Raw genomic sequence first — 21927 nt, 5'->3', positions numbered from 1 at the left:
TAGCGGAAGGGGTGTTGTGGCGGCCCGGCCGGGCCGCCACAATCCTCTGATGACCTTCACACCGGCTGACGCGGAACAGATCCTCGCCGAGAACTTCGCCCCCTGGGTGCTCGCCCTCGGCCTCACCGTCCAGGAGACCGGCGAGCGGCACGCCGTCCTGCGGCTTCCGTGGTCGAAGGGTCTGGCCCGCGACGGCGGCGGGCTCTCGGGCCAGGCGCTGATGGCGGCCGCCGACACCGCCACCGTCATCGCCGTCTGCGCTGCCCGCGGGGGCTACGGTCCGATGACCACCGTCCAGCAGTCCACGAGCTTCCAACGGCCCGTGACCGACGCCGATGTGCTGATCCACGTACGGATCACCAAGCTCGGCAAGCGCATGGCCTTCGCCGACATCACCATGACCCCCGAGGGCTCCTCCGAACCCGCCGCGACGGCCTCCACGGTGTACGCCCTCCTCGGGTGAAGTCCCTCTCCCACAACCGGGACTTCAACGTCTTCTGGCTCGGCCAGGCCCTGTCCGTCCTCGGCGGATCCGCCTCCGCGGTCGCGCTGCCGATGCTGGTACTGGCCGCCACGGGCTCCGTCTTCCAGATGGGCCTCGTCACGGTGGTCGGCGCGGCCACCGCGGTGGTGAGCGGAACCTTCGCCGGCTACGTGGTCGACCGGGTGGACCGCCGTCGGCTGATGATCGTCTGCGACCTGGCGCGGGGCCTGCTGCTGGGCGCGGTGCCCTTCCTGTGGCTCGCCGGGCCCCGGATCTGGCTGCTGTACCTGCTGACCGCGCCGGTCGGTGTGCTGAAAAGCCTCTTCGACGTGGCCTACGTGACGGCGGTGCCGAGCCTGGTGCCGCCCGAGGACCTGATCCGGGCCAACGGGCGGCTGATGGGGACCTTCGCCCTGGGGACGCTGCTCGGGCCGGTGGTCGCCGGGCTCCTCACCGGCGGGGTGGGGGCGGCCTGGGCCCTGGGGCTGGACGGCGCGACGTTCCTGGTGTCCGCCGCCAGCCTGCTCCGGGTCCGGTTCACGCCGCGGCCCGGCGAAGCGGGCGAGCGGCCCGGACCGCGCGGCGCCGGGGTGCTGCGCGAGGTGTTCGTGGCGGGGTTCCGGTTCCTGTGGGCGCATCCGCTGCTGCGTCCGCTGACCGTCCTGCTCACGCTGCTGACCTTTCTCACCGTCGGCGCGACCGACCTGCTGATCTACCGGGTCGAGGAGGACCTGCACCAGAGCTCCGCCATCCTCGGCTACGTGATGGCGGTGAGCGGGCTGGGCACGCTCGTCGGCGCCGTCACCGCCGCGGCCCTGCGCCGCAGGCTCGGATTCGGGGTCTGCTGGCTGGGCTCGGTCGCGGCGACCGCGGTGGGGTTCGCCGGAATCGGCGTCAGCCGCAGCGTGCCGGTCATCGCCGTACTCGCCGCCCTGTTCATGTTCGGGCTGACCGTGGGCGGCGTCTGCTCCATGACCCTGCGTCAGGAGGTGACTCCGCAGCACCTGTTGGGCCGGGTCACGGCCGCCTTCTGGACGGTGCACAACGCCTCGGGCCCGGCGGGGGCCGCCGCGGTCACCGCGCTGGCCGCGCGCCACGGGGTCCCCGCCGTCAGCCTGGCGGGCGGGGTGTTCTGCCTGCTGCTCGTGGGCGCGGGACTGCTCACCCCGCTGCGGGGCTCCCGCGCCGGCGCCTCCGGCCCGCCCCCGCCCGCGCCGGTCAGCCGGCTGCGGCGGCCACTGCGGGGCCGACGCCGGTGAGGCGCTCCGCTTCGGCCCAGAGCCGGGCGTTGGCGGCGGGGTCCAGGGCGCGCCGGGTGATGCGGGACTCGCCCGTCGGGCCGACCATGCCGAACGTCCCGGTCGGGCCGTAGTAGCCGCCGGCGCTCGCCTCGGGGCTCGTGGCGGCGTACAGCAGCGGTTCCGTGCCCGGGCCGACCTCCTGCTTCGGGAGGAAGTCCACCGCGCTGACCAGGCCGTGGAGCCGCGAGGGCCTGCCCCGGCCGAGGCTGGCACCGGCGGTCTGGAGGTTGGTCTTCGTGTAGCCGGGGTGGGCGGCGGTGCTGCGCAGGGGCCACTTCTGCTCTTCGGCGAGGACGGCCAGGTGGCGGGCCATCATCAGGTCGGCCAGCTTGGACTGGGCGTAGGTGAGCATCGGGACGTAGCGCCGCCGCTCCCACTGGAGGTCGGTGAAGTCGACCCTGCCGAAGTTGGCGGTGGCGCTGCTCATCGTCGTGACGCGCGGGGCGGGCGCGCTCAGGAGGGCCGGCAGCAGCCGCACCGTCAGCGCCAGCGGGCCGAGGAAGTTGCTGCCGAACTGGAGCTCGAAACCGTCGGCGGTGGTCATCCGGGCCGGCGGCGCCATCACCCCGGCGTTGTTGACCAGCAGGTCGAGCGGGACGCCGTCGGCGAGGAACGCGTCGGCGAAGGCGGCGACCGAGGCGAGGTCGGCCAGGTCGATCCGGCGCACCTCCAGCCGGGCGTGCGGGTGCCGGGCCAGGATCTCGGCGCGGGCCTGCTCCCCCTTGGCGGGCGTACGCACCGCGAGCACGACGTGAGCGCCCGCCTCGGCGAGCCGGCGGGCGGCCTCCTTGCCCGTGCCGCTGTTGGAGCCGGTGACGACGGCGAGCTTTCCGGACTGGTCGGGAACGGCGTACATGACGTACTCCTCGATGGGAAGCGCAATAACAGACCGGCGGTCTGATGCTCCTTCGAAGCTAGCAGACCGCTGGTCTGATAACAACAGACCGCAGGTCTGTACGCTGGTGGCGTGACCTTGCCTACGAAGTTCCAGCGCGCCCGCAGCGAGGAGCAGCGCGCCGCCCGCCGCCAGGCGATCCTGGAGGCGGCGGCCGCCATGCTCACGCAGATGCCGGTCGCCCAGGTGACGCTGAACGAACTCGCGCGCAGGGTCTGCCTCGCCAAGTCGAACGTGCTGCGCTACTTCGAGTCCCGTGAGGCCGTCCTGCTGGAACTCCTCGACGACGCCTCCCACGAGCTCGTCGCCCACCTCGACGGCGCGCTCGCCCGGGCGGTGGAAGGTGCCCCGGCCGCCGAGCGGGCCGACCGGATAGCGGCCTGCCTGGCGCAGGCCCTCGTCGACCGCCCGGTGCTGTGCGACCTGATCGGCGCCCAGGCCGCCGTACTGGAGCGGAACGTCTCCCCGCAGGTCGCCGCCGCCTACAAGCGGGCCGCCATGGCCAACGCCACCGCCCTGGCCGGACAGATCACCCGTCACCTCCCGGAGCTGGGTGAACAGGACGCGTTCCGCTTCGTGCTGTCCGCGACCATGGTCAGCGGCGCGGTCTGGGCCCACGCCCACCCCTCCGCCGCCATGCGGGCGGCCTACGAAGCCGACCCGTCGCTGGCCGCGCTGTGCGTCGACTTCGCCCCCACGCTGCGCGAGACGCTGGAGGTCCTGCTGTCGGGGCTGCTGGCGCGGGCGCGGGACTCCCGACCGGCCTGAAGCGCCCCCGTGCGCACACGAACGCCCCCGCGCCGTTTCGAGGCGTCGGGGGCGTCGCGCGGGCACCGAGCATGCGGTACGGGAAGGGTCAGAACAGGAACGGCGACGGCAGCGACGGGCCCGGCGAGGCGGCGCGCCGCTCGGCCGAGCCGGGGACGCTACGGCAGGTCACGTCCCGCGAGGGCAGCCGGCCCGTGGTGAGGTACGCACCGACCGGTGCGCTGACGCACGAGGCGGGATCGATCAGGTACACGCCGTGGCCCTCGCCGCCCTCCGCCAGCACCATCCGCGAGCCGACCAGCGCGCGGTGCAGACCCTGCCCGCTGACCAGCGGGGTCTGCGAGTCCGACTCGTTCTGCACGGTCAGGACCGGGGCCCCGGTCCTCATCGGCGTGGCGGCCTCGATCGGCCTCGGCCAGAAGGCGCACGGCTTCACCCCGGACGTGAAGTCCCCGTACAGCGGGTACCGAGCCTTGTCCCGCACCGTCTCCCGCTCGTACTGCTCCGGATAGCGCGGCCACTCCGTGTCCCCGCACACCACGGCCAGCAACACGGCCGTCCCGTTGTCCGAGGCCGGCCCAGAGGCCGGAACCAGCAGCTTCCGCTGCGCCGGGGACAGCGTCGCCGGCTTGCCGTCGGCCGCGTCCTTGAGCGCCTTGACGGCGGGGGCCGCCTGGGCGGGGTAGAAGAAGAGCGCCCGTCGCGCCCGGATGTCATCCCCCGTCAGCTTCATTCCGTCCAGCGGGATCGGGTCCTTGTCGGCCCGGGCCACCAGCGCCCAGAACGTGTCCGACACCGCCTGCGGGGTGCCGCCGAGCCCGTACTCGGCCGAACGCTGCGCCGTCCACCGCGTCCAGCGCGCGAAAGCGGGCTCCGCCTCGCTCGCCCACACCTGGAACATCCCGCGCCAGATCCGCTGCGGGTCCACGCCGCTGTCCAGTACGAAGCGGTCCGTGCGGGCCGGGAACATCTGCGTATAGACCGCGCCCAGGTAGGTCCCGTAGGAGTAGCCCAGGTAGGAGATCCTCCGCTCGCCCAGTGCCGAACGGATCGCGTCCATGTCCCGTGCGGTGTTGCGCGTGGTGATGAAGGGCAGCACCGTCCCCGCCTTCTCACGGCACTTGTCGGCCACGGTCCGCGCCCAGGCCACGTCGGAGGGGAAGTTCTCCGGCCGGTACGGCCGCAGGATGTTCTCCTCGTCCGGCTGCAGTCCGCAGCTGACCGGACTGCTGGCACCGACTCCGCGCGGGTCGAATCCGATCAGGTCGTACTGGTCGCGGACCTCCTTGGGCATCCGCTCGTTCATCATGAGCGGCAGGTCGAGTCCCGGGCCGCCCGGACCGCCCGGATTCAGCAGCATCACACCGTGCCGCTTCGCCGGGTTCTCGCTCTTCATCCTGGATATGGCGAGGTCGATCGTGCGCCCGTAGGGGCGCCGGTAGTCCAGCGGTACCTTGATGGTCGCGCACTCGTACGCGGCCGGCTGCTCGGGAGCGCACCGCTGCCAAGCGGGTGCGCGCGCGACGAATTCGGCGACCGGCGCGGCGGAGGCGTGGGGGGCCGTGAGCAGCGGAAGTGCGGTGGCGACCAGGCCCGCTGCGGCGAGCAGCGGCGTGAGGCGTTTCATGTGCACAGGAAGGCCGTTCCTTTCGACGGGGCTGTGGTCCCGTCCACCCTGTGGCACGTGCGCCCGGCGCCGAATCCTCCGGAAGAGCTGGTCGCCCTACTCCCCGCGAATGATGGCAATTCCGGACAACTGGCCGACACGCCAAGGGGATCGGGCGCCTCGGCGCGCACGGGCCGAACGCGGCACCGTACCAGCCGTACGAGGTGTTGCCCGGATCTTTGTCCGTTCGTGATGGTCCTTCCGAACGGGCGCCCCGACTGGCGCTAGCGTCCCTTGGCACCCAGGGAGCTCGGGTGCACACGGCGTGGCTGCCGGACACTCCGGCCACGCCGCCCCTCCCTGCCCACGCAGCAAGGAGGCACAGTGCTGTCATTCCGCCGGTCGAACGTCGCCGCCATGTCGGTTGCCTCGCGGCACGTGATGGGGACGCTCATCGTCATCGGCGCCCTCGCGTTCACGCTGGTCGCGCTGCTGGTCCCCGTGCAGAAGTTCGGCGGCACCACGGCCGCGGCCGCCGCCGCCCCCTCCGCCGACGACGACGGCGCAGGCACGCTGAGCACCGCCTTCGGGCCGCTGACGCCCCAGGACCGGGACTTCGTCCGCAAGGTGCGGCTCGCCGGACTGTGGGAGCTCCCCGCGGGACGGCAGGCGCAACAGCGGGCTGTGCGGCCCGCCGTCCGCACCGCAGGCGAACACCTCATCGAAGGCCACACCGCACTCGACCGCCACGTCCGGGACGTGGGCCAAGCGCTCGGAATGGAACTGCCGGACCGGCCCAGCGTCCAGCAGCAGGGCTGGCTCGACCAGCTCGACAAGGCCCAGGGCAACGAGTACGAGCGCCTGTTCGTCCAGCTGCTGCGCCGGGCGCACGGCAAGGTGTTCACCCTGGTCGCCCAGATCCGCGCGCAGACGCGCAACTCGATGGTGCGGGACCTGGCCACGGACGCCAACAACACCGTCCTGGACCACATCTCGGTCCTCGAAGCCAGCGGCCTCGTCGATTTCGACGGCCTGGCGGACGTCTCGCCCGCCCCTTCCACCGTTCCCCGACCGACGAAGTGAAGTGATCGAATGAGCCCCAAAGGCCACAAGCGCCGACTGAGGCCGTCCCACAAGGCCCTCGCCCTCGTGTCCGCCCTGGTCCTGGGCGGCGGCGCAGTCGTAGTCGTCGAACAGGCGGCCTCCGCGGGACAGGACTCCGCGCGCTCGGCGCCGGTGACCGCCACCATCGACTGTCCCGACGTGGGCGACCGGCTCCGTGAGGTGCCGGAACCCGTACGGGCCGAAGTCGACCAGGACCTGGCGCAGTTGGACACCCAGATAGCCGACTCCTACCAGCGCCTGGCCACCGGGCGGGCCCAGGGTGACGCGCTGCTCGGCGAGTTGAAGGGCAAGCGGCAGAAGACCATCACCGGCATGGCCGACGCCATCGGCCGCTCCACCGCCCGCCCCCAGGGGCTGGAGGCGCTCAGCGGCTGCTCGATGAAGCAGGCCCCGGCCGCCGACGCCGCCGATACCGCCGCCGAGGCGGGCGCCGCGGCCGACGCGCAAGGACTCGCCCAGGACAAGGGCAGTGGCAAGGGCAGTGGCAACGGCAGCGGTCCGGCGCGCTCCGACTTCGTCGTCATCAGCACGGTGAAGCCGAACGTACGCACCCCCGCCCCCCAGGCGGCGGCGTCCAAGGGGTCCTTCTCCGTCCAGTGCGGGCGCAACGAGAACCGCCACCTCAACCCGGACAACGTGATCGTCGCGCCGGGCGTGGGCAACGGCGCGCACCACATGCACGACTACGTGGGCAACAAGACGACCGACGGGTTCTCCACGAACAACAGCCTCGCCGCCTCCGGCACCACCTGCACGAACGGGGACCAGTCCACCTACTACTGGCCGGTGCTGCGGCTGCGCGACGGCCGGGCGGAGAAGGACGCGAAGGCACCGGGCGGCGGCCAGGACGCCAACGTCGGCACCATCCTCCAGCCGAAGCAGGTGACGATCGACTTCAAGGGCAGCGCCACGGGACCGGTCACCGCCATGCCGCGCTTCCTGCGGATCATCACCGGTGACGCGAAGGCCCTCACCAACGGCACGGCCAACGCGAACGCTTCCTGGAGCTGCACCGGGTTCGAGAACCGCCAGTTGAAGGACAAGTACCCGATCTGCCCCAAGGGCAGTGACGTCGTACGGACGTTCAGCTTCCAGAGCTGCTGGGACGGGAAGAACGCCGACAGCGCCAACCACCGCACCCACGTGGCCTTCGCCCGCGGCGACGGCTCCTGCCCGCGCGGGTTCAAGGCCATCCCGCAGCTCGTACAGCGGATCACCTACGCGGTGGCCCCCGGCGCCCGGTTCGCCGTGGACAGCTTCCCCGAGCAACTGCACAAGCCGGTGACCGACCACGGGGACTTCATCAACGTCATGTCGGACGGGCTGATGGCCGGCGCCGTGCGCTGCATCAACGGCGGGCGGGCCTGCCGCTGAGACCCTCGGGGTGACGCTCCCTCCCACTCCCCGCGTCGCCCCGAGAGCGGTGCCGGTCCGAGCGACTTCGGGCCGGCACCGCGCCGTGCCGTCGCCCCGCGGCGGCCGGCCCCGACGCGAGCAAGGAGCGATCGTCATGTCCGGCTCCGACCGCACCACGGCCGGTGCGCCTTCCGGCGACGCCGCACCGCCCGAGGACGAGGCACGGTCCGGCGTCGCGGTGCCACCCGGCGACCGGGAACTCATCCGGCGACTCAGGAGCTCCTACGCCCGGGGCGCCGTGGACGCCGATGTCTGCGACCTGTTGTACCGGCGCCACCTGGGCGCCCTGCTGGCCTGCGCGCGGGGTTGGTGCCGGGCCCCGCAGGACGCCGAAGACCTCGTCTCGGAGGCCTTCGTCCGCACCCTCCAGGCCGTCCGCTCCGGCGCCGGGCCGCGGGATCACTGGCGTCCGTACCTACTGGCGGTGGTGCGTCACACCGCCATCGAGTGGCGCACGGGAGACGGCCGGACCGTCTTGACCCCCGACGTCGAATCCTGGTGCGGCCCGGGACCGTCCGGCCAGGACCCGCAGCAGCGGCTGCTGTCCGAAGAGGACCGCCGGCTGGCCGCCCGCTCCTTCCACTCCCTGCCCGGGCGCTGGAAGGCGGTCCTGTGGCACACGCTCGTCGAGGACGACTGCCCCCACCACATGCCGGCGCTGTTCGGGATCACACCCAGCGCCGTGACCTCGCTGGCCTTCCGGGCCCGCGAAGGGCTGCGCGAGGCCTACCTGTGCGCCCAGCTCGGCCCGGCCGCGGCCGGTGACGAGCGGTGCCGGCCCTACGCCCCACTGCTCGGCGCGGCCGTCCGGCGCAGGGGCGCACCCAGGAACGGCGGGCTCCGCCGGCACCTGGCCGGATGCCGCTCCTGCTCCCGGGCGTACGCCGAACTGCGCGACCTCAACGCGGCGTTGGCCGCACACGCGTCCGGCCCCGGCCCCTCCCCGCGCTGACGGGGGAGCGGCCGGGGCCGGACGGCTGGGTCTACAGTCCGTTGACGCGGGCCATGCGGCCGGCGCCCAGCGGAGGCCGGAACTCGGCGGTCACCACTCGGGCCCGGCGGCTCACCCTGGAGTGCTGGCGCCGTACTTGCGCCATCAGACGACGGGTGCGCAGGGCCATCTCCAGTTCGAAGCGGGTCCGCGGGTCACGCAGGCCCGTTCCGAAAAGCTTCTCCAGCTGGCGCATCCGGTAGCGCACCGTCTGGGGGTGCACGCTCAGCGCCTTGGCGGCCTCCGGTGCACCGCCCCCCTCCAGCCAGGCGAGCAGGGTCACTTCCAGCCGCTCGCTCTGGCGCGGGGTCAAGTCCGCCAGCGGCCGCAGCCACCGCGCGGCCAGCGCGTGGGCCAGGGGCTCGTCCTGGAGCAGCAGCAGGGTCGAGAGGTGGTCGTCCACGAAGACGGCGCGGGCCTCGGCGCCGGGCCGGGCCGGGGTCAGGTTGAGCAGGCGCAGTGCCCAGCGCAGCGAGGAGGCGGTGTCCCGCAGGGCGACGGGGTGCCCGACGGCGGCGAACCGCCCGCGCAGCGCGCACTCCAAGGGTCCGCGGGCTTCCGGATCCGGGGCGGGGACCAGCAGGCACGGCTGCCCGCCGACCATGCCGGTGAGGGCGTCGTCCAGTACGCCCGCCAGCTGCTGCATCTCTCCGGGGGTGGCCGGGGCGACGGCGCGTACGGTGGCCGGCAGGGGCCATCCGGCCGTGGCGGCCAGTTCCGAGAGGGCAATTTCAGACATGGGCATGTCACTCGTAAGGCCGGTGAAGAGCTCCCGCCGAGCGCGTTCGGCAGCGGTCACGCCCGCCTCGGGGGAACGCTGTGAGGGAACGGCCTTGAGGGGCACCAGCTGCCCGCTCGCGGAAGGCTCCCGTTCGGGCCGCGCGGCGGCTTCCGGCCGCACGCCCTCAGGCTGGCAGGAAGGCTCCCGGTACCCCAGAGCGGTGAGCAGCGCCGTCTCCACCCGCTGCCTGACCACCTCTTCGTCGGAGTCGGCGATCAGTTCGCGAAATCCCGGGATGCTCTCCTCGAGCTCCTCCACGATCCCAGCGGCCAGCGCGGGCAGTTCCCTCCGCAGGACCCGGGTCCATTCGCCGCGCGGGCGGGACCAGATGCGGTTCAGCAGTTCGCACATCGTTACCTCGTTCGTGCCGGGGTATGGCCTGCCCCGTGGGAGGGTGACAGGCCTGTCGGGGCCGCCCGGCTCCCCGCCGGCGTCAGTGCCGGCAGTGATTCGGGCGCCTCGTACTCCCTCCAGGAGCGTGCCATCCACTTGCAGTCCCGCGACCTTGCCTAGATTTTGCCGTCGGGGAGGTGTGGCGGCGGACAAGGCGTCAACCTCGTCGCAACCGCACCACTGGAAGGGAATCTTCCGGGGATGTTCGATGCGATGACTGCGCGGGCGCCAGAAATTATCACGTTTCGATAAATCCCGTGGAGGTGCTGCGAAGCTCCACGATGCTTCTGCACTCCGGCCCCCGCTCCCCGGCCGGGCGAGGCCTCATCTCCCGCCCGCCGCGGATCAGTTCCGACGACTACCCCCGGGCGCCGAGCGCGAGGTGGAGTGCTCGGGCCCGGGCGTATGGGAGAACCAGATGCCCTTGCCCCAGCCCCGTACGCCACGCTCTCACAGGGCCCGCCGCACCAGACGCCACGCCGGTACGGTCACCGCGGCGGCGGGACGGCGCGCCGTGCGCCGGCCGCCGCTGCTGTCCGCCGCCGGGGGGCTGCACCCCGCCGCACTGTCCGCCGCCGCCCTCGCCGGCCTCGTCTCGCTGACGGTGGCGGTCCGGGCCGGCGCACTGACCCGGCTGTGGGAATTCCTGGACTACGGCGCGGGCGTCCTGTCGCTCGTCTCGCTCACCTCCACGGTCCTCTGGGGCCTGGCCGCCACCGACCGCACGCTCCTGGCGTCCGGCCACCGGCTCGTCGCCCAAGGAGTGCACCGCGGACTCGGCGTCGCGGGACTGGCCTTCCTCGCCCTGCACATATGGGTCAAGGTCGCGCAGTCGCAGACCGGCGCCGCATCCGCCGTCCTGCCGTTCGCCGACCCCGACCGGCCCGTACTGATCGGACTCGGCACACTGGCCGGGTACCTCTTCGTCGCCGTGGCCGTCTCGGGCGCGGCCCGCAGCGCCTTCGCCACCAAGGGCCGCTCGCTGTGGTGGCGGGCCCTGCACATGGGCGCGTACCCCGCCTGGGGCGCGTCACTGGTGCACGGCCTCAAAGCCGGTCGCCCCGCCGCGAGTTGGGTGACCGTGGCGTACGGGCTCTGCCTGGCCGGCGTCGCCGCCGTCCTCGTCGTGCGGCTGCGGGCGCGGCTGCGCGCACTTCCGGCCCGTCCGCCCGTCGCGCCGCCGCCCCCGCCGCGTACGCCCGGGCAGGGCCCGCCGCGTACGCCGAGGCCGTTCCTGCGCAAACCCGCCGAATGGGCGGCGGCCCGGCTCACCGCCCGGCTTGCCCGCCAGACACAGCCGGCCGCCGCGGGCGGGACGGGCCCCGGTCCGCTGCCGGGTGATCCGCTGCCCGGCGGTCCGCTGCCCGGTGATCCGCTGCTCGTCGCCCGGGCTGCGGCCGCTCCGGCGGCTGCGTCCAGGCCGGCCCCGCCGCCGTATCCGCCGCCGTACCCCGCGCCCCCGTACGGCGCGCCGCCGTACCCCGCCGTGTTCATACCGAGCCGGCTCGGCGTGGCCGACCGCCCCGGTGAACCGCTCGGCGGGGCGCGGGGGCGCCAGTGACCGGCGTGTCCCGCCCCGCCCTCGGCTGCGTGGGCATGCCCCGGCTGCTGGCGGGGCTCGACGCCGCGCCGCGTCTCGACCTCGCCGGGCACCTCACCGTGCACGGGACGCTGTCCCGCTACCCCGCCGAGGAACTGGTGCGGCTCGCCGAGAGCGTGGAGCTCAAGGGGCGCGGCGGAGCGGGCTTCCCCTTCGCCCGCAAACTGCGCGCCGTCACCCGCTCCGCCCGGGCCCGCGACGGCCGCACCGCCGTCGTCGTCAACGGCAGCGAGGGCGAGCCCAGTTGCCTCAAGGACACCGCCCTGCTGCTGCACGTCCCGCACCTGGTGCTCGACGGGGCACTGCTGGCCGCCGACGCGCTCGGCGCCGAGGAGGTGGTCATCGGCGTCACCCGCGACGACGTGGAGGGCTCGCTGCGCGCCGCCGTGGCCGAACGCGCCGCGGCGGACCGCCGGGTCCGGGTGGCCCGGCTCCCCGAACGCTTCGTCACGGGGGAGGGCACCGCCCTGATCAACGGGATCGAGGGCGGACCCGCACTGCCGTCCGGGCAGAAGGTGCGGACCAGCGAGCGGGGACTCGGCGGCCTGCCGACCCTGCTGTCCAACACCGAGACCTACGCCCAACTCGCCGTCGCCGCACGGCTGGGAGCGGCCGAGTACCGCGTGGCGGGCCTCGACGACGAGCCGGGCACCGTCCTGCTGACCGTCGGGGGAGCCACGGTCGTCGAAGTGCCGACCGGGACGTCCCTGGCGTACGTCCTGGACCTCTGCGGATCGGAACCGGGCCAGGGCGTCCTGGTCGGCGGCTACCACGGTCGCTGGCTGGCCCCGCCCGCCGCCCGCTCCGCCGCGCTCTCGCGCAACTCGCTCGCCTCGTACGACGCCGTCCTGGGAGCGGGCGCCGTGCTGCCGCTGCCCCACGACACCTGCCCGGCCGGGGAAGTCGCCCGCGTCACCCGCTGGATGGCGGACGAGTCCGCCGGGCAGTGCGGGCCGTGCGCGCGGGGACTGCCCTCGCTCGCCGACGCGGTGGACGCCCTCGTCGGCGGTGGCGGCCGGCCCGCACTGGAAGCCGTCCAGGCGCGGATGCGCTCGGTGCTCGGCCGCGGGGCGTGCAGTCACCCCGACGGCACCTCCGCCTTCGTGGCCTCCGCGCTCGCCGTGTTCCCCGACGAGTTCCGCGACCACGCGCTGGGCAGCGGCTGCGGGCGGCGCGTCCTGGGCGCCCTGCCCCTGCCGGCCGACGAGAACCCCGAACGGCTCGTCGTGGACTGGACGCTGTGCAAGGGCCACGGGCTCTGCGTGGACCTGCTGCCCGACATCGTCCGGCTGGACGCCGACGGCTACCCGGCCCAAGGGGTCATGCCCGTGCCGGGGCGGCTGCGGCCGAAGGCGCTGCGGGCGGTCCGCCGCTGCCCGGCGCTGGCCCTGCGCATCCAGGAATGAGCGCGGCCGTGAACGGCTGCGGCCGGGCCCAGTTCAGCATTTGGCGCGATCTGACAAATTCCAGTCCATTCGAATTCGGAGGGCTTCCCAGGCTTTATGAATGACCCAGGAAGAGGAAACACCGAATGGAAACGCAGGGAGTGAGCAACCGTGAACAACAAGCGTCGTGGGGCAGCCGCCGCCGGATCGGTGATGGCGGTACTGGTACTGGCGGCCGGATGCGGGAGCGGTGGGACCAACGCCGGCCGCTCGGGAAATTCCGTACAGCCGGTCGGGGACAGCAAAGCCATCGGGAACGGGTACGGCAGCGGTTACGGCTCCGGCGGCTCGGGAGCGGATCCCGCGGCCGGAGCGGCCCAAGCGGCCGGATCCGGCTACGGGGGCGTGGAGCCCGCGACCTCCGTGCGGGCCGGCCAGCTCGCCGTACGGGACATCGCGAACGTGGGCAGCGTGGTCACCGACAGCGCCGGCCTCACCCTCTACCGTTTCGACAAGGACACCGCCAAGCCCCCCACGTCGAACTGCTCCGGCGACTGCGCCACCGCCTGGCCGCCCGTACCCGCGGCGGACGCCTCGGCCGCCCAGGGCATCGACGCCTCCCAGCTCGGCGAGGTCACCCGGGCCGACGGCAGCAAGCAGCTCACCCTCGGCGGCTGGCCCGTGTACCGCTACGCCAAGGACACCCAGGCCGGGGAGGCCAAGGGTGAAGGTGTCGGCGGTACCTGGCACGCACTGGCTGCCGACGGCAAGAAGGCCGTCGACCAGAAGGGCGGCCAAAAACCCGGGACGCCCGCCACCGGGGCCATGGGTGCGGGAATGGGCAGCGGAATGGGAAGCGGCACGGGAAGCGGTATGGGCGATATGAACGCCCGGGCCGGTACGGAACTCTCCGTCGCCACCGACGCGAAACTCGGGAAGATCCTCGTGGACGGACAGGGGCGCACCCTGTACCGGTTCAACAAGGACAGTGCCTGGCCGATGAAATTCGGCTGCCTCGACGCCTGCCTGGACACCTGGAAGCCCGCCGCGCCGGTGGACAAGACGAAGGTGTCCGGAATTGCGGCAGGCCTCGTCGGATCGGTGAAGCGGCCGGACGGGACACAGCAATTGACGATCGACTGCTGGCCCGTCTACCTGTTCACCGGCGACACCCAGCCCGGCCAGACCAACGGACACAACAAGCAGGGCCTCTGGTTCGCCGTGGACGACGCCGGCAAGAAGGTGCCCGCCGAGCGCTAGCCGGTAGCCCCCCACCCATCTCTGCGAGGGAGAGCCGGACATGCCGGAACCACCCCGTGTCACCGCCCGCCACCTGGCGCCCTGCGTCGCCGTGCTGCTCACCTCACTGCTGTGCGGCGGGTGCGGCACCGGGCACGCGAAGACCCGCCCGGCCGCCGTCGCCTCCCCGCAGGCGAGCCACGTCAGCGTCCAGGACCTGGCGGCGGCCCTCGGCTGCACCGCCGAGATCACCGTCGACGCCGAGGAGCTGCGGGAAGGGGCGTGCGGGGCGGGGGCCGCCGGCTACCGGATCGCGACCTTCACCGCCGATGAGGGCCAGCGCGCGTGGCTGGCGGAGTCCCGCGTGTACGGCGGGACCTACCTCGTCGGCGACCGGTGGGTGGTCACCGCCGCTTCCGCCGAGGCCCTGGCGCCCCTGCGGGAGCGCCTGGGCGGCAAGGTGGAGACCGGCGACGCGCACGGCCCCGGGCACGAGGACGCCCAGCCCGGGGACGCCGGTCACGACGCCCGGCCCGGGGACGCCGGTCACGACGCCCGGCCCGGGGACGCCGGTCACGACGCCCGGCCCGGGGACGCCGGTCACGGGGAGGCGGGCCACGACGCCGGCCCTGGAGAGGCCTCCGGCGGTGACGCTTTCCACGCCCCCGGGCACAGTCCGTCACCCGGCTAGTGCTGTGGCCGCGAGGGACACTGGAGGTGAGGCCCCGGCCGTCCGGTCCACGGGGTACGGGTCGCGCGGTGCGGCCCGGGTGGACCGGACACGCCGGGCCGGCTGGAGAGGCCATGAACGGCTCGGTCCCCGTGGGACGCGTGGTCGGCGTACCGCTGCGCATGCACTGGAGCGTGCCCCTGCTGGCGGTCTTCCTCGCGTACGGCCTCGGCCGCCGGACCCTCCCCCTCTGGACGCCGGGCCATTCGAACGCCGTGTACACCCTCGCCAGCGCCATCGGGGCCCTGTTGCTGATGGCGAGCCTGCTGCTGCACGAGGCGGCGCACGCCGCGATGGCCCGCCGCAAGAAGATCTCCGTACAGGACGTGACACTGTGGGCCCTGGGCGGCATGACCCGCATGGGCCGCCCCCAGAGCGCGGCGGCGGCCTTCGCGGTCGCCGTCAGCGGCCCGCTGACCAGCCTGGTCATCGGCGGCGCGGCCCTCGGAGCGGGCATCGGCCTGAACACGCTGCCGGGCTGGGCCGTGCCGGGAGCCGTCCTCGGCTGGCTCGGCTGGGTGAACCTGGCCCTCGGGGTGTTCAACCTGCTGCCCGCCGCACCGCTGGACGGCGGCCGAGTCGTCCAGGCCCTGCTGTGGTGGCGCACCGGGGACCGGGACCGCGCCGACCGAGCGGCATCCCGTAGCGGCCAGGTGCTGGGAGTCCTGCTCATGGGCGCCGGCTGGGTCTCGCTGCTGCGCGGGTCCTCGGGCGGGCTGTGGCTGGTCTTCACCGGCCTGTTCGTCATGGTGGTCGCGGGCGCGGAACGCCAGCGCGCCGTCATCGGCACGGCCCTGCAGGGCGTCCGGGTCGCCGACGCCATGAGCAGCCCGGTGGCCACCGGCGCCGACTGGCTGACCGTGCGCCGCTTCATCGAGGAGGTGGCGCTCCCGTCGCGCCACTCCGCCGTGCCGCTGCTCGACTTCGACGGGCACCCCAGCGGCGTCGTGGAACTGCGCAGGCTGGGCGCGGTCCAGGGCCCGCTGCGGGACACCACCCAGGTGCGCGACGTGGCGACCCCGCTCGCACGGTGTGCGGTCGCCTCTTCCGGTGAGCTCCTGACCGAGGCCCTCGACCGCCTCAGCACGGCCACCGGTACGCGTGTGCTCGTCGTCGACGACGGCCGTCTCGTCGGCATCGTCACGGCGAAGGACATCACCCGCCTGATGCGCCACAACCTGCTGGGCGGCGGGAAGCCGGGCTGACACCGCGGCCCCACCTTCACCCGTACGCGCGTGCACGCCGCCGGGCTTCGTGCCGGTCGTGGCAGTAGACAGGAAGGACGTGTGCGGGCAGCCGGAGCCGGCTGCCCCCGCGAGACCGCACCCGTCGCCGTCCGACGATGCCCAGGGGATCCGTATGACCACTGTCACCGAGCCGATCGCTCCCGTTCCCACGCGGGGCAGAACCGTGGGACAGGTAGTGGTGGCCTGGCTGTCGACGACGGACCACAAGAAGATCGGGCACCTCTACCTGATCGCCTCGTTCGTCTTCTTCGTCATCGGTGGCGTGCTCGCCCTCCTGCTGAGGGCGGAGCTGGCCCGGCCGGGTATGCAGATCGTGTCGCAGGAGCAGTACAACCAGATCTTCACGTTGCACGGCACGATCATGCTGTTGTTCTTCGCGACGCCTACCTTCGCCGGGTTCGCCAACGCGATCATGCCCCTGCAGATCGGCGCGCCGGACGTCGCCTTCCCGCGCCTGAACATGCTCTCGTTCTGGCTGTTCCTCTTCGGCGGCATCATCGTCGTGGCGAGCCTGCTCACCCCCCAGGGCAGCGCCGACTTCGGCTGGACCGCCTACACGCCGCTCAGCAGCGTGGAGCGGACCCCGTACATCGGCGGCGACATGTGGATCATGGGGCTGGCCATGTCGGGCTTCGGGACGATCCTCGGCGCCGTCAACTTCGTCACCACGATCATCTGCATGCGCTCGCCCGGGATGACGATGTTCCGGATGCCGATCTTCACCTGGAACATCCTGCTGACCTCGGTGCTCGTCCTCTTCGCCTTCCCGGTCCTGGCGGCGGCTCTGCTGGTGCTGGAGGCGGACCGGAAGTTCGGCGCGCACGTCTTCGACCCGTCCAACGGCGGGCCCATCCTGTGGCAGCACCTGTTCTGGTTCTTCGGGCATCCCGAGGTCTACATCATCGCCCTGCCGTTCTTCGGGATCATCACCGAGATCCTCCCCGTCTTCTCCCGCAAGCCGGTGTTCGGCTACCTCGGCCTGGTCGGGGCGACCATCGCGATCGCGGGGCTGTCGGTGACGGTGTGGGCGCACCACATGTTCGCCACGCAGGCCGTGCTGCTGCCCTTCTTCTCCTTCATGACGTTCCTGATCGCCGTGCCGACGGGAGTGAAGTTCTTCAACTGGATCGGCACGATGTGGAAGGGCTCGATCTCCTTCGAGACGCCGATGCTGTGGTCCATCGGGTTCCTGGTGACGTTCCTCTTCGGCGGTCTGACCGGCATCATCCTGGCCTCGCCGCCGATGGACTTCCACGTCACCGACACCTACTTCGTCGTCGCCCACTTCCACTACGTGGTGTTCGGCACGGTGGTGTTCGCGACGTTCGCCGGCTTCTACTTCTGGTGGCCGAAGATGACCGGCACCATGCTCGACGAACGCCTCGGCAAGATCCACTTCTGGACCCTGTTCATCGGCTTCCACCTCACCTTCCTCGTCCAGCACTGGCTGGGCGCCGAAGGCATGCCGCGCCGCTACGCCGACTACCTCGCCGCCGACGGATTCACCACCTTGAACACCGTCTCCTCCATCGGCGCGTTCCTGCTCGGCGGCTCGACGCTCCCCTTCCTCTACAACCTGTGGAAGACCGCGAAGTACGCGCCGCGCGTCACCGTCGACGACCCGTGGGGATACGGCCGTTCCCTGGAATGGGCCACCTCCTGCCCGCCGCCGCGCCACAACTTCGTCACCCTGCCGCGCGTGCGCTCCGAGTCGCCCGCCTTCGACCTGCACCACTTCGAGGTCTCCGAACTGGAGCGCAGGGAGAACGAGGGCCAGCGCGACGTGATCGACCAGGACAGGGCCGTCTCGCCGCCCCGGGACGACTCCGCCGGGCCGACGGCCGGATAGCGGGACGCGGCGACGATGGACGACAAGGCCCGGGCAGAGGCCGCGGCAGGCCTCGCGCGCCTGGAGGGCTACCTGATCAGCCAGGCGGCCCTCCACGAGGCCCACACGGAGGCGCAGGCGTTCGCCGGGCGCCTGACCTGGCTCGGCCCGGGCGAACGGCAGGAGATCGCGGGTCTCTTCGCGGAGCACCACCTGCGCCTCAAGCGGCAGATGCTGGCCGCCGTCGTGGCCCGGGGCGAGGAACTCGCGACCGCCTATGAACACCGCTACGGCCTGCTCCGCCGACGCCTGACGGCGACGGTGGTGGCAGCCGTCCCCGTACTGCCCGCCCTGCTCCTCGGCCTGCTGATCCTCCTGCGGTAGGACGGTGGACAATGGGGCGGCGCCCGGCCCGCGGAAGGCGGCCGGCGATCCGTCCCGGGGGAGCAAGCCATGTCAGACAAGTCCGAACTCGATGCGCTGACCGCCGACTTCTTCGGCGCCTTCGACAACCGGGACGGCAGGACGGCCGACGTGGGCAGGCTCCGCCGACTGCTCCTCCCGGGCGCCACCATCGTCAAGACGGGCCCCGACTTCACCGTCTACACGGTCGAGGAATTCATCGAGCCCCGCCAACGGCTGCTGTCCGAGGGCGGACTGGCCGGCTTCCGGGAGTGGGAGACCTCCGAACGCACCGAGATCCAGGGGGACATCGCCTCCCGCTTCGGCGGCTACCGCAAGTCCGGAATCCTGGACGGCGTCCCCTTCGAGGCCGCCGGCACCAAAACCCTCCAGTTCGTCCGCACCCCCGAAGGCTGGCGCATCGCGGCCGTCTCCTGGCACGACCACCCCTGACATCCCCTCGGGGCAGGGGAGCGGCGGGCGCACCGTCGGCGTGGCTCCGGTCACAGTGGCGCCGGCTCCGGGCGGCCGTCGAGGCCCGTTGCGTAGGCTGACGTCGTCGTCGTCCGCAAAGCGGGCGGTCCGCGACTCGTTGTATGGTAAGGAACCGCACTTGACCTGCAAAAACGCAGGCAGGGAGCATAGATCCAGGAGTACCTCGATGATGCGCACCATGTTCAAGTCCAAGATCCATCGCGCCACCGTCACGCAGGCCGATCTGCATTACGTCGGGTCCGTGACGGTCGATGCCGATCTGTTGGATGCGGCCGATCTGCTGCCCGGGGAGCTCGTCCACATCGTGGACATCACCAACGGGGCGCGGTTGGAGACGTACGTCATCGAGGGGGAGCGGGGGTCCGGGGTCATCGGGATCAACGGTGCCGCCGCGCACCTCGTGCATCCCGGGGACCTGGTCATCCTCATCAGCTACGCGCAGGTCGAGGACGCCGAGGCACGGGTGCTGAGGCCTCGGGTCGTGCACGTGGACGCGGACAACCGCATCATCGGACTCGGGGCGGACCCCTCCGCCCCGGTTCCCGGGACGGACCAGGAGCGCAGCCCCCACGCGGTGGCTGTCTGAGGAGAGCGGGGGAGCATGGCCGAGAACCAGGCGATCGAGTTCGAGGACGACCGCAAGGCGGGGCGGCTGCTCGCCGTCGAGGGCGGGGCGGTGGTCGGGTTCATCGCGTACTTCGTACTCGCCCGGGAGCCCGGCGCGCTGGTCGCCGTGCACACCGTCGTCGAGCCGGGGCACGAGGGCCGCGGGATCGGCGGGCAGCTGGTGAGGACCTTCTACGGGATCGCCGCCGCCGAAGGGGTTCCCGTGGTGCCGCTGTGCCCGTACGCGGCGAGTTGGGCGGCCAAACACCCCGACGAGGCTCCCGCGGCCCCCGCCGAGGTGGTCGAGGCGGCGAAGGAGCAGCTGATCGCGGACTCCGACCGCTGGTGACCGGCCCCGCCCTGACCCTGCTGCACACCTCGCCGGTGCACGTCCCGGTCTTCGACGCGCTACGGGACCGGGACCACCCGGAGGCCGGGCTGCGGCACCTCGTGGTTCCGGAGCTGCTGGAGCGGGCCCGTACGCACGGGCCCGCGGCGGTGGCTCCCGGGCTGCGGCAGGTGCTCGGCGGGGCGGCCGGGCCGGTACTGGTGACCTGCTCGACCATCGGGGCCGTCGCCGAGTCCCTCGCGTCGGCCCTGGGGCGGCCCGTGCTCAGGGTGGACCGGCCCATGGCGGCCGCGGCCGTGCGCACCGGCCCCCGGATCGTCGTGCTCGCCGCCGTCGGATCCACCCTCGCGCCGACGCTGGAGCTGCTGGAGCAGGAGGCCGCCGGTCGGCCCGTCACCGTACGCACGCAGCTGGTGGCGGGGGCGTGGGAACGCTTCGAGGCCGGGGACAACGGCGGATACCTGAGCCTGGTGGCCCGCGCGGCGGACGAGGTCGCCGACGCGGACGTCATCGTCCTCGCCCAGGCCTCGATGGCCGACGCGGCGGACCTGGTGCGGACGGCGGTCCCCGTCCTCAGCAGCCCCTCGACCGGGCTGGCCGCGGCCCTGCGCCCGTAGACCGCCCACGCGAAGACGCCGGCGGGCGTACCCGCCCGGATCCGGGGAAGGCGGTGCGTATGGTGCTCAACCTCGTGGTGCTCGACGAAGACCAGACGCAGCCACCCGCCCCGGAGCCCGATCCGGTGCCCGCGCCCCCGCCGGGGCCCGGACCCTTCCCGGAGCCCGACCCGGTGCCCCGGCCCGCGCCCCCGGTCCCGGGGCCCGTACCGGAGCCCGATCCGGTGCCGCCGCCCCCGGGGCCGGCCCCGCTCCCGCAGCCCGGTCCGCTCGGTCGCGCATAGGGCGCAGGTCAGCGGGCAAACCGTCAATTCCCCATCGAAGACAGCCGGTTGTCGCTATTGTCAGCCTCCACCGGCGCCGTTAGCTTGTGCGGTCCGGCACGTCTTCAAGGGGGCTCCCATGGGTGTACGGGGCCGGCACCGCCGGTACCAGCCGAGCAGCATCAACCGCGCCTCGCTCGCCGTCACCGCGGGCGGCGCCGGCATCGCGCTCCCGCTCATCGGCGCCGGGGCCGCCCACGCGGCCTCGATCGGCACCTGGGACAAGGTGGCCGCCTGCGAGTCGACCAACAACTGGCACATCAACACCGGCAACGGCTACTACGGCGGCCTCCAGTTCAGCCAGAGCACCTGGCGCGCCTTCGGCGGCACCGCCTTCGCGGCCCGCGCCGACCTGGCCACCAAGGACCAGCAGATCGCGGTGGCCGAGAAGGTGCTCGGGGGGCAGGGGCCCGGCGCCTGGCCGGCCTGCGGGCCGCAGGCCGGGCTCAGCCGCAGCGGCCCCGCCCCTGCTCCGGCGCCGGCCGTGATCCCGCGCCAGAAGCAGGCGGCGCCCGCGGCCGCCGCTCGGGTACAGGCCCAGAGCGCGACCCGCCCGACCGACACCACGGTCCTGCCGAACCCGTACGTCGTCGCCCCCGGGGACTCGCTCTCGGCGATCGCCACCGGCCAGCACGTCGAAGGCGGCTGGCAGGCGCTGTACGAGACCAACCGGGACACCATCGGCGGCAACCCGGACCTGATCTTCCCCGGTCAGCGGCTCACGCTGCGCATCACCACCGCCCCGCCCGCGCCGCCCTCCCAGCAGCCGGAGAAGCCGCCGCGGGTCGCCGAGCCGGTCAAGCCCGCACAGCCGGCCGCCCCCCAACCGCAGAAGACGCAACCGCAGAAGACGCAGCCGCAGAAGACGCAGCCCGAGCAGACGAAGCCCGAACAGGCCAAGCCCGCCGAGTCCGCTTCAGCGAAGCAGCAGACGGCGTCTGCGGGCTTTACGGCGCCCGTCGACGCCGCCCTCGGCACGGCGTACCACGTCGCCGGTTCCTCCTGGTCCAGCGGCTACCACACCGGGGTCGACTTCCCCGTCCCCACCGGTACCAGCATCAAGGCCGTCGGCCCCGGCACCGTCCTCTCCGCCGGCTGGGCCGGGGCGTACGGCTACCAGGTCGTCATCCGGCACGCCGACGGCCGGTACTCCCAGTACGCCCACCTCTCCGCCCTCGGCGTCAAGGCCGGGCAGCAGGTCTCCGGCGGCCAGCGCATCGGCCGCTCCGGTTCGACCGGCAACACCACCGGACCGCACCTCCACTTCGAGATGCGCACCGGGCCCGGGTACGGCACCGACATCGACCCCCTCAAGTACCTCCGCGGCCGGGGCGTCGACATCTGAC

The 21927-nt window shown here is 72.9% G+C and carries 21 protein-coding genes; 18 read left to right on the top strand and 3 right to left on the bottom strand.

Translation table 11 applies throughout. The features are described from left to right. Nucleotides 1-49 precede the first annotated feature (49 nt). Together IE207_RS16215 and IE207_RS16210 are read left to right on the top strand one after the other, a co-directional pair. On the top strand, nt 50-463 hold the full coding sequence (locus tag IE207_RS16215; RefSeq protein ID WP_190184910.1) for a PaaI family thioesterase: 414 nt from the start codon (nt 50-52) through the stop codon (nt 461-463). Further along, nucleotides 460-1743 carry an MFS transporter gene (locus tag IE207_RS16210; protein WP_190184909.1) on the top strand — a complete coding sequence of 428 codons (1284 nt, stop codon included), beginning with the start codon at nt 460-462 and terminating at the stop codon, nt 1741-1743. Before IE207_RS16215 ends, IE207_RS16210 begins: the two co-directional genes overlap by 4 nt. Here IE207_RS16210 and IE207_RS16205 read toward each other — a convergent pair. Then, a complete protein-coding gene (locus tag IE207_RS16205; protein WP_190184908.1) occupies nt 1703-2641 on the bottom strand; it encodes an SDR family oxidoreductase in 939 nt (312 codons plus the stop codon). The genes IE207_RS16210 and IE207_RS16205 overlap by 41 nt on opposite strands. A gap of 117 nt (nt 2642-2758) precedes the next feature. On the opposite strand from IE207_RS16205, the gene IE207_RS16200 reads away from it, so the two are divergent. Then, complete coding sequence (locus tag IE207_RS16200) at nt 2759-3448, top strand: TetR/AcrR family transcriptional regulator (protein ID WP_190185118.1); 690 nt, start codon at nt 2759-2761, stop codon at nt 3446-3448. 88 nt (nt 3449-3536) lie between these two features. On the opposite strand, the gene IE207_RS16195 is transcribed toward IE207_RS16200, so the two are convergent. Beyond that, entirely contained in the window at nt 3537-5075 is a 1539-nt protein-coding gene (locus IE207_RS16195; protein ID WP_190184907.1) for an alpha/beta hydrolase, read from the bottom strand. A gap of 396 nt (nt 5076-5471) precedes the next feature. On the opposite strand from IE207_RS16195, the gene IE207_RS16190 reads away from it, so the two are divergent. From IE207_RS16190 to IE207_RS16180, 3 genes are all read left to right on the top strand, one after another. Further along, nucleotides 5472-6137, top strand: coding sequence for a DUF4142 domain-containing protein (locus IE207_RS16190; protein ID WP_190184906.1), 666 nt, complete (start codon nt 5472-5474; stop codon nt 6135-6137). A 9-nt stretch (nt 6138-6146) separates the two neighbouring features. Beyond that, entirely contained in the window at nt 6147-7553 is a 1407-nt protein-coding gene (locus IE207_RS16185; protein WP_190184905.1) for a DUF1996 domain-containing protein, read from the top strand. 136 nt (nt 7554-7689) lie between these two features. After that, entirely contained in the window at nt 7690-8547 is an 858-nt protein-coding gene (locus IE207_RS16180; protein WP_190184904.1) for an RNA polymerase sigma factor, read from the top strand. Nucleotides 8548-8578: 31 nt separating this feature from the next. Here the strand turns inward: IE207_RS16180 and IE207_RS16175 are convergent, their stop codons facing one another. Then, a complete protein-coding gene (locus tag IE207_RS16175; protein WP_190184903.1) occupies nt 8579-9718 on the bottom strand; it encodes a PucR family transcriptional regulator in 1140 nt (379 codons plus the stop codon). Between the two features lie 460 nt (nt 9719-10178). On the opposite strand from IE207_RS16175, the gene IE207_RS16170 reads away from it, so the two are divergent. From IE207_RS16170 to IE207_RS16115, 12 genes are all read left to right on the top strand, one after another. Next, nucleotides 10179-11321, top strand: coding sequence for a hypothetical protein (locus IE207_RS16170; protein ID WP_190184902.1), 1143 nt, complete (start codon nt 10179-10181; stop codon nt 11319-11321). Nucleotides 11322-11326: 5 nt separating this feature from the next. Beyond that, nucleotides 11327-12766 carry an NADH-ubiquinone oxidoreductase-F iron-sulfur binding region domain-containing protein gene (locus IE207_RS16165; RefSeq protein ID WP_308433606.1) on the top strand — a complete coding sequence of 480 codons (1440 nt, stop codon included), beginning with the start codon at nt 11327-11329 and terminating at the stop codon, nt 12764-12766. Between the two features lie 150 nt (nt 12767-12916). Next, entirely contained in the window at nt 12917-14005 is a 1089-nt protein-coding gene (locus IE207_RS16160) for an SCO0930 family lipoprotein (protein ID WP_229873767.1), read from the top strand. Between the two features lie 40 nt (nt 14006-14045). Then, nucleotides 14046-14675, top strand: a complete 630-nt coding sequence (locus tag IE207_RS16155; protein WP_190184901.1) for a hypothetical protein — start codon at nt 14046-14048, stop codon at nt 14673-14675. A gap of 113 nt (nt 14676-14788) precedes the next feature. Next, on the top strand, nt 14789-15919 hold the full coding sequence (locus IE207_RS16150; protein WP_190184900.1) for a site-2 protease family protein: 1131 nt from the start codon (nt 14789-14791) through the stop codon (nt 15917-15919). A 154-nt stretch (nt 15920-16073) separates the two neighbouring features. Further along, complete coding sequence (gene ctaD / locus IE207_RS16145) at nt 16074-17810, top strand: aa3-type cytochrome oxidase subunit I (RefSeq protein ID WP_190184899.1); 1737 nt, start codon at nt 16074-16076, stop codon at nt 17808-17810. A gap of 15 nt (nt 17811-17825) precedes the next feature. Continuing rightward, complete coding sequence (locus tag IE207_RS16140; RefSeq protein WP_190184898.1) at nt 17826-18173, top strand: hypothetical protein; 348 nt, start codon at nt 17826-17828, stop codon at nt 18171-18173. A gap of 69 nt (nt 18174-18242) precedes the next feature. Then, the gene (locus tag IE207_RS16135; RefSeq protein WP_190184897.1) at nt 18243-18644 is read left to right on the top strand and encodes a nuclear transport factor 2 family protein; all 402 of its coding nucleotides are present in this window, start codon (nt 18243-18245) and stop codon (nt 18642-18644) included. 208 nt (nt 18645-18852) lie between these two features. After that, on the top strand, nt 18853-19272 hold the full coding sequence (gene panD, locus IE207_RS16130; RefSeq protein WP_190184896.1) for an aspartate 1-decarboxylase: 420 nt from the start codon (nt 18853-18855) through the stop codon (nt 19270-19272). 15 nt (nt 19273-19287) lie between these two features. Continuing rightward, nucleotides 19288-19641, top strand: coding sequence for a GNAT family N-acetyltransferase (locus IE207_RS16125; protein WP_190184895.1), 354 nt, complete (start codon nt 19288-19290; stop codon nt 19639-19641). Beyond that, on the top strand, nt 19638-20258 hold the full coding sequence (locus IE207_RS16120; RefSeq protein ID WP_373304714.1) for an aspartate/glutamate racemase family protein: 621 nt from the start codon (nt 19638-19640) through the stop codon (nt 20256-20258). Before IE207_RS16125 ends, IE207_RS16120 begins: the two co-directional genes overlap by 4 nt. A gap of 402 nt (nt 20259-20660) precedes the next feature. After that, entirely contained in the window at nt 20661-21926 is a 1266-nt protein-coding gene (locus IE207_RS16115; protein WP_190184894.1) for a transglycosylase family protein, read from the top strand. Nucleotide 21927 lies beyond the last annotated feature (1 nt).

The organism is Streptomyces cirratus (assembly GCF_014650775.1).
GTDB classification, from domain to species: Bacteria; Actinomycetota; Actinomycetes; order Streptomycetales; family Streptomycetaceae; genus Streptomyces; species Streptomyces cirratus.
The sequence above is the reverse complement of the archived record's forward strand: the minus strand, read 5'-3'. Positions and strand labels throughout refer to the sequence as shown.

Excerpts from the sequence above, each read along its gene's own strand:
- IE207_RS16185 (WP_190184905.1), top strand. The coding sequence starts at position 6,147 with ATGAGCCCCAAAGGCCACAAGCGCCGACTGAGGCCGTCCCACAAGGCC.
- IE207_RS16190 (WP_190184906.1), top strand. The coding sequence starts at position 5,472 with ATGTCGGTTGCCTCGCGGCACGTGATGGGGACGCTCATCGTCATCGGC.
- IE207_RS16115 (WP_190184894.1), top strand. The coding sequence starts at position 20,661 with ATGGGTGTACGGGGCCGGCACCGCCGGTACCAGCCGAGCAGCATCAAC.
- IE207_RS16150 (WP_190184900.1), top strand. The coding sequence starts at position 14,789 with ATGAACGGCTCGGTCCCCGTGGGACGCGTGGTCGGCGTACCGCTGCGC.
- IE207_RS16155 (WP_190184901.1), top strand. The coding sequence starts at position 14,046 with ATGCCGGAACCACCCCGTGTCACCGCCCGCCACCTGGCGCCCTGCGTC.
- IE207_RS16125 (WP_190184895.1), top strand. The coding sequence starts at position 19,288 with ATGGCCGAGAACCAGGCGATCGAGTTCGAGGACGACCGCAAGGCGGGG.
- IE207_RS16135 (WP_190184897.1), top strand. The coding sequence starts at position 18,243 with ATGTCAGACAAGTCCGAACTCGATGCGCTGACCGCCGACTTCTTCGGC.
- IE207_RS16180 (WP_190184904.1), top strand. The coding sequence starts at position 7,690 with ATGTCCGGCTCCGACCGCACCACGGCCGGTGCGCCTTCCGGCGACGCC.
- ctaD (WP_190184899.1), top strand. The coding sequence starts at position 16,074 with ATGACCACTGTCACCGAGCCGATCGCTCCCGTTCCCACGCGGGGCAGA.
- IE207_RS16170 (WP_190184902.1), top strand. The coding sequence starts at position 10,179 with ATGCCCTTGCCCCAGCCCCGTACGCCACGCTCTCACAGGGCCCGCCGC.
- IE207_RS16175 (WP_190184903.1), bottom strand. The coding sequence starts at position 9,718 with ATGTGCGAACTGCTGAACCGCATCTGGTCCCGCCCGCGCGGCGAATGG.
- IE207_RS16205 (WP_190184908.1), bottom strand. The coding sequence starts at position 2,641 with ATGTACGCCGTTCCCGACCAGTCCGGAAAGCTCGCCGTCGTCACCGGC.
- IE207_RS16215 (WP_190184910.1), top strand. The coding sequence starts at position 50 with ATGACCTTCACACCGGCTGACGCGGAACAGATCCTCGCCGAGAACTTC.
- IE207_RS16195 (WP_190184907.1), bottom strand. The coding sequence starts at position 5,075 with ATGAAACGCCTCACGCCGCTGCTCGCCGCAGCGGGCCTGGTCGCCACC.
- panD (WP_190184896.1), top strand. The coding sequence starts at position 18,853 with ATGATGCGCACCATGTTCAAGTCCAAGATCCATCGCGCCACCGTCACG.
- IE207_RS16140 (WP_190184898.1), top strand. The coding sequence starts at position 17,826 with ATGGACGACAAGGCCCGGGCAGAGGCCGCGGCAGGCCTCGCGCGCCTG.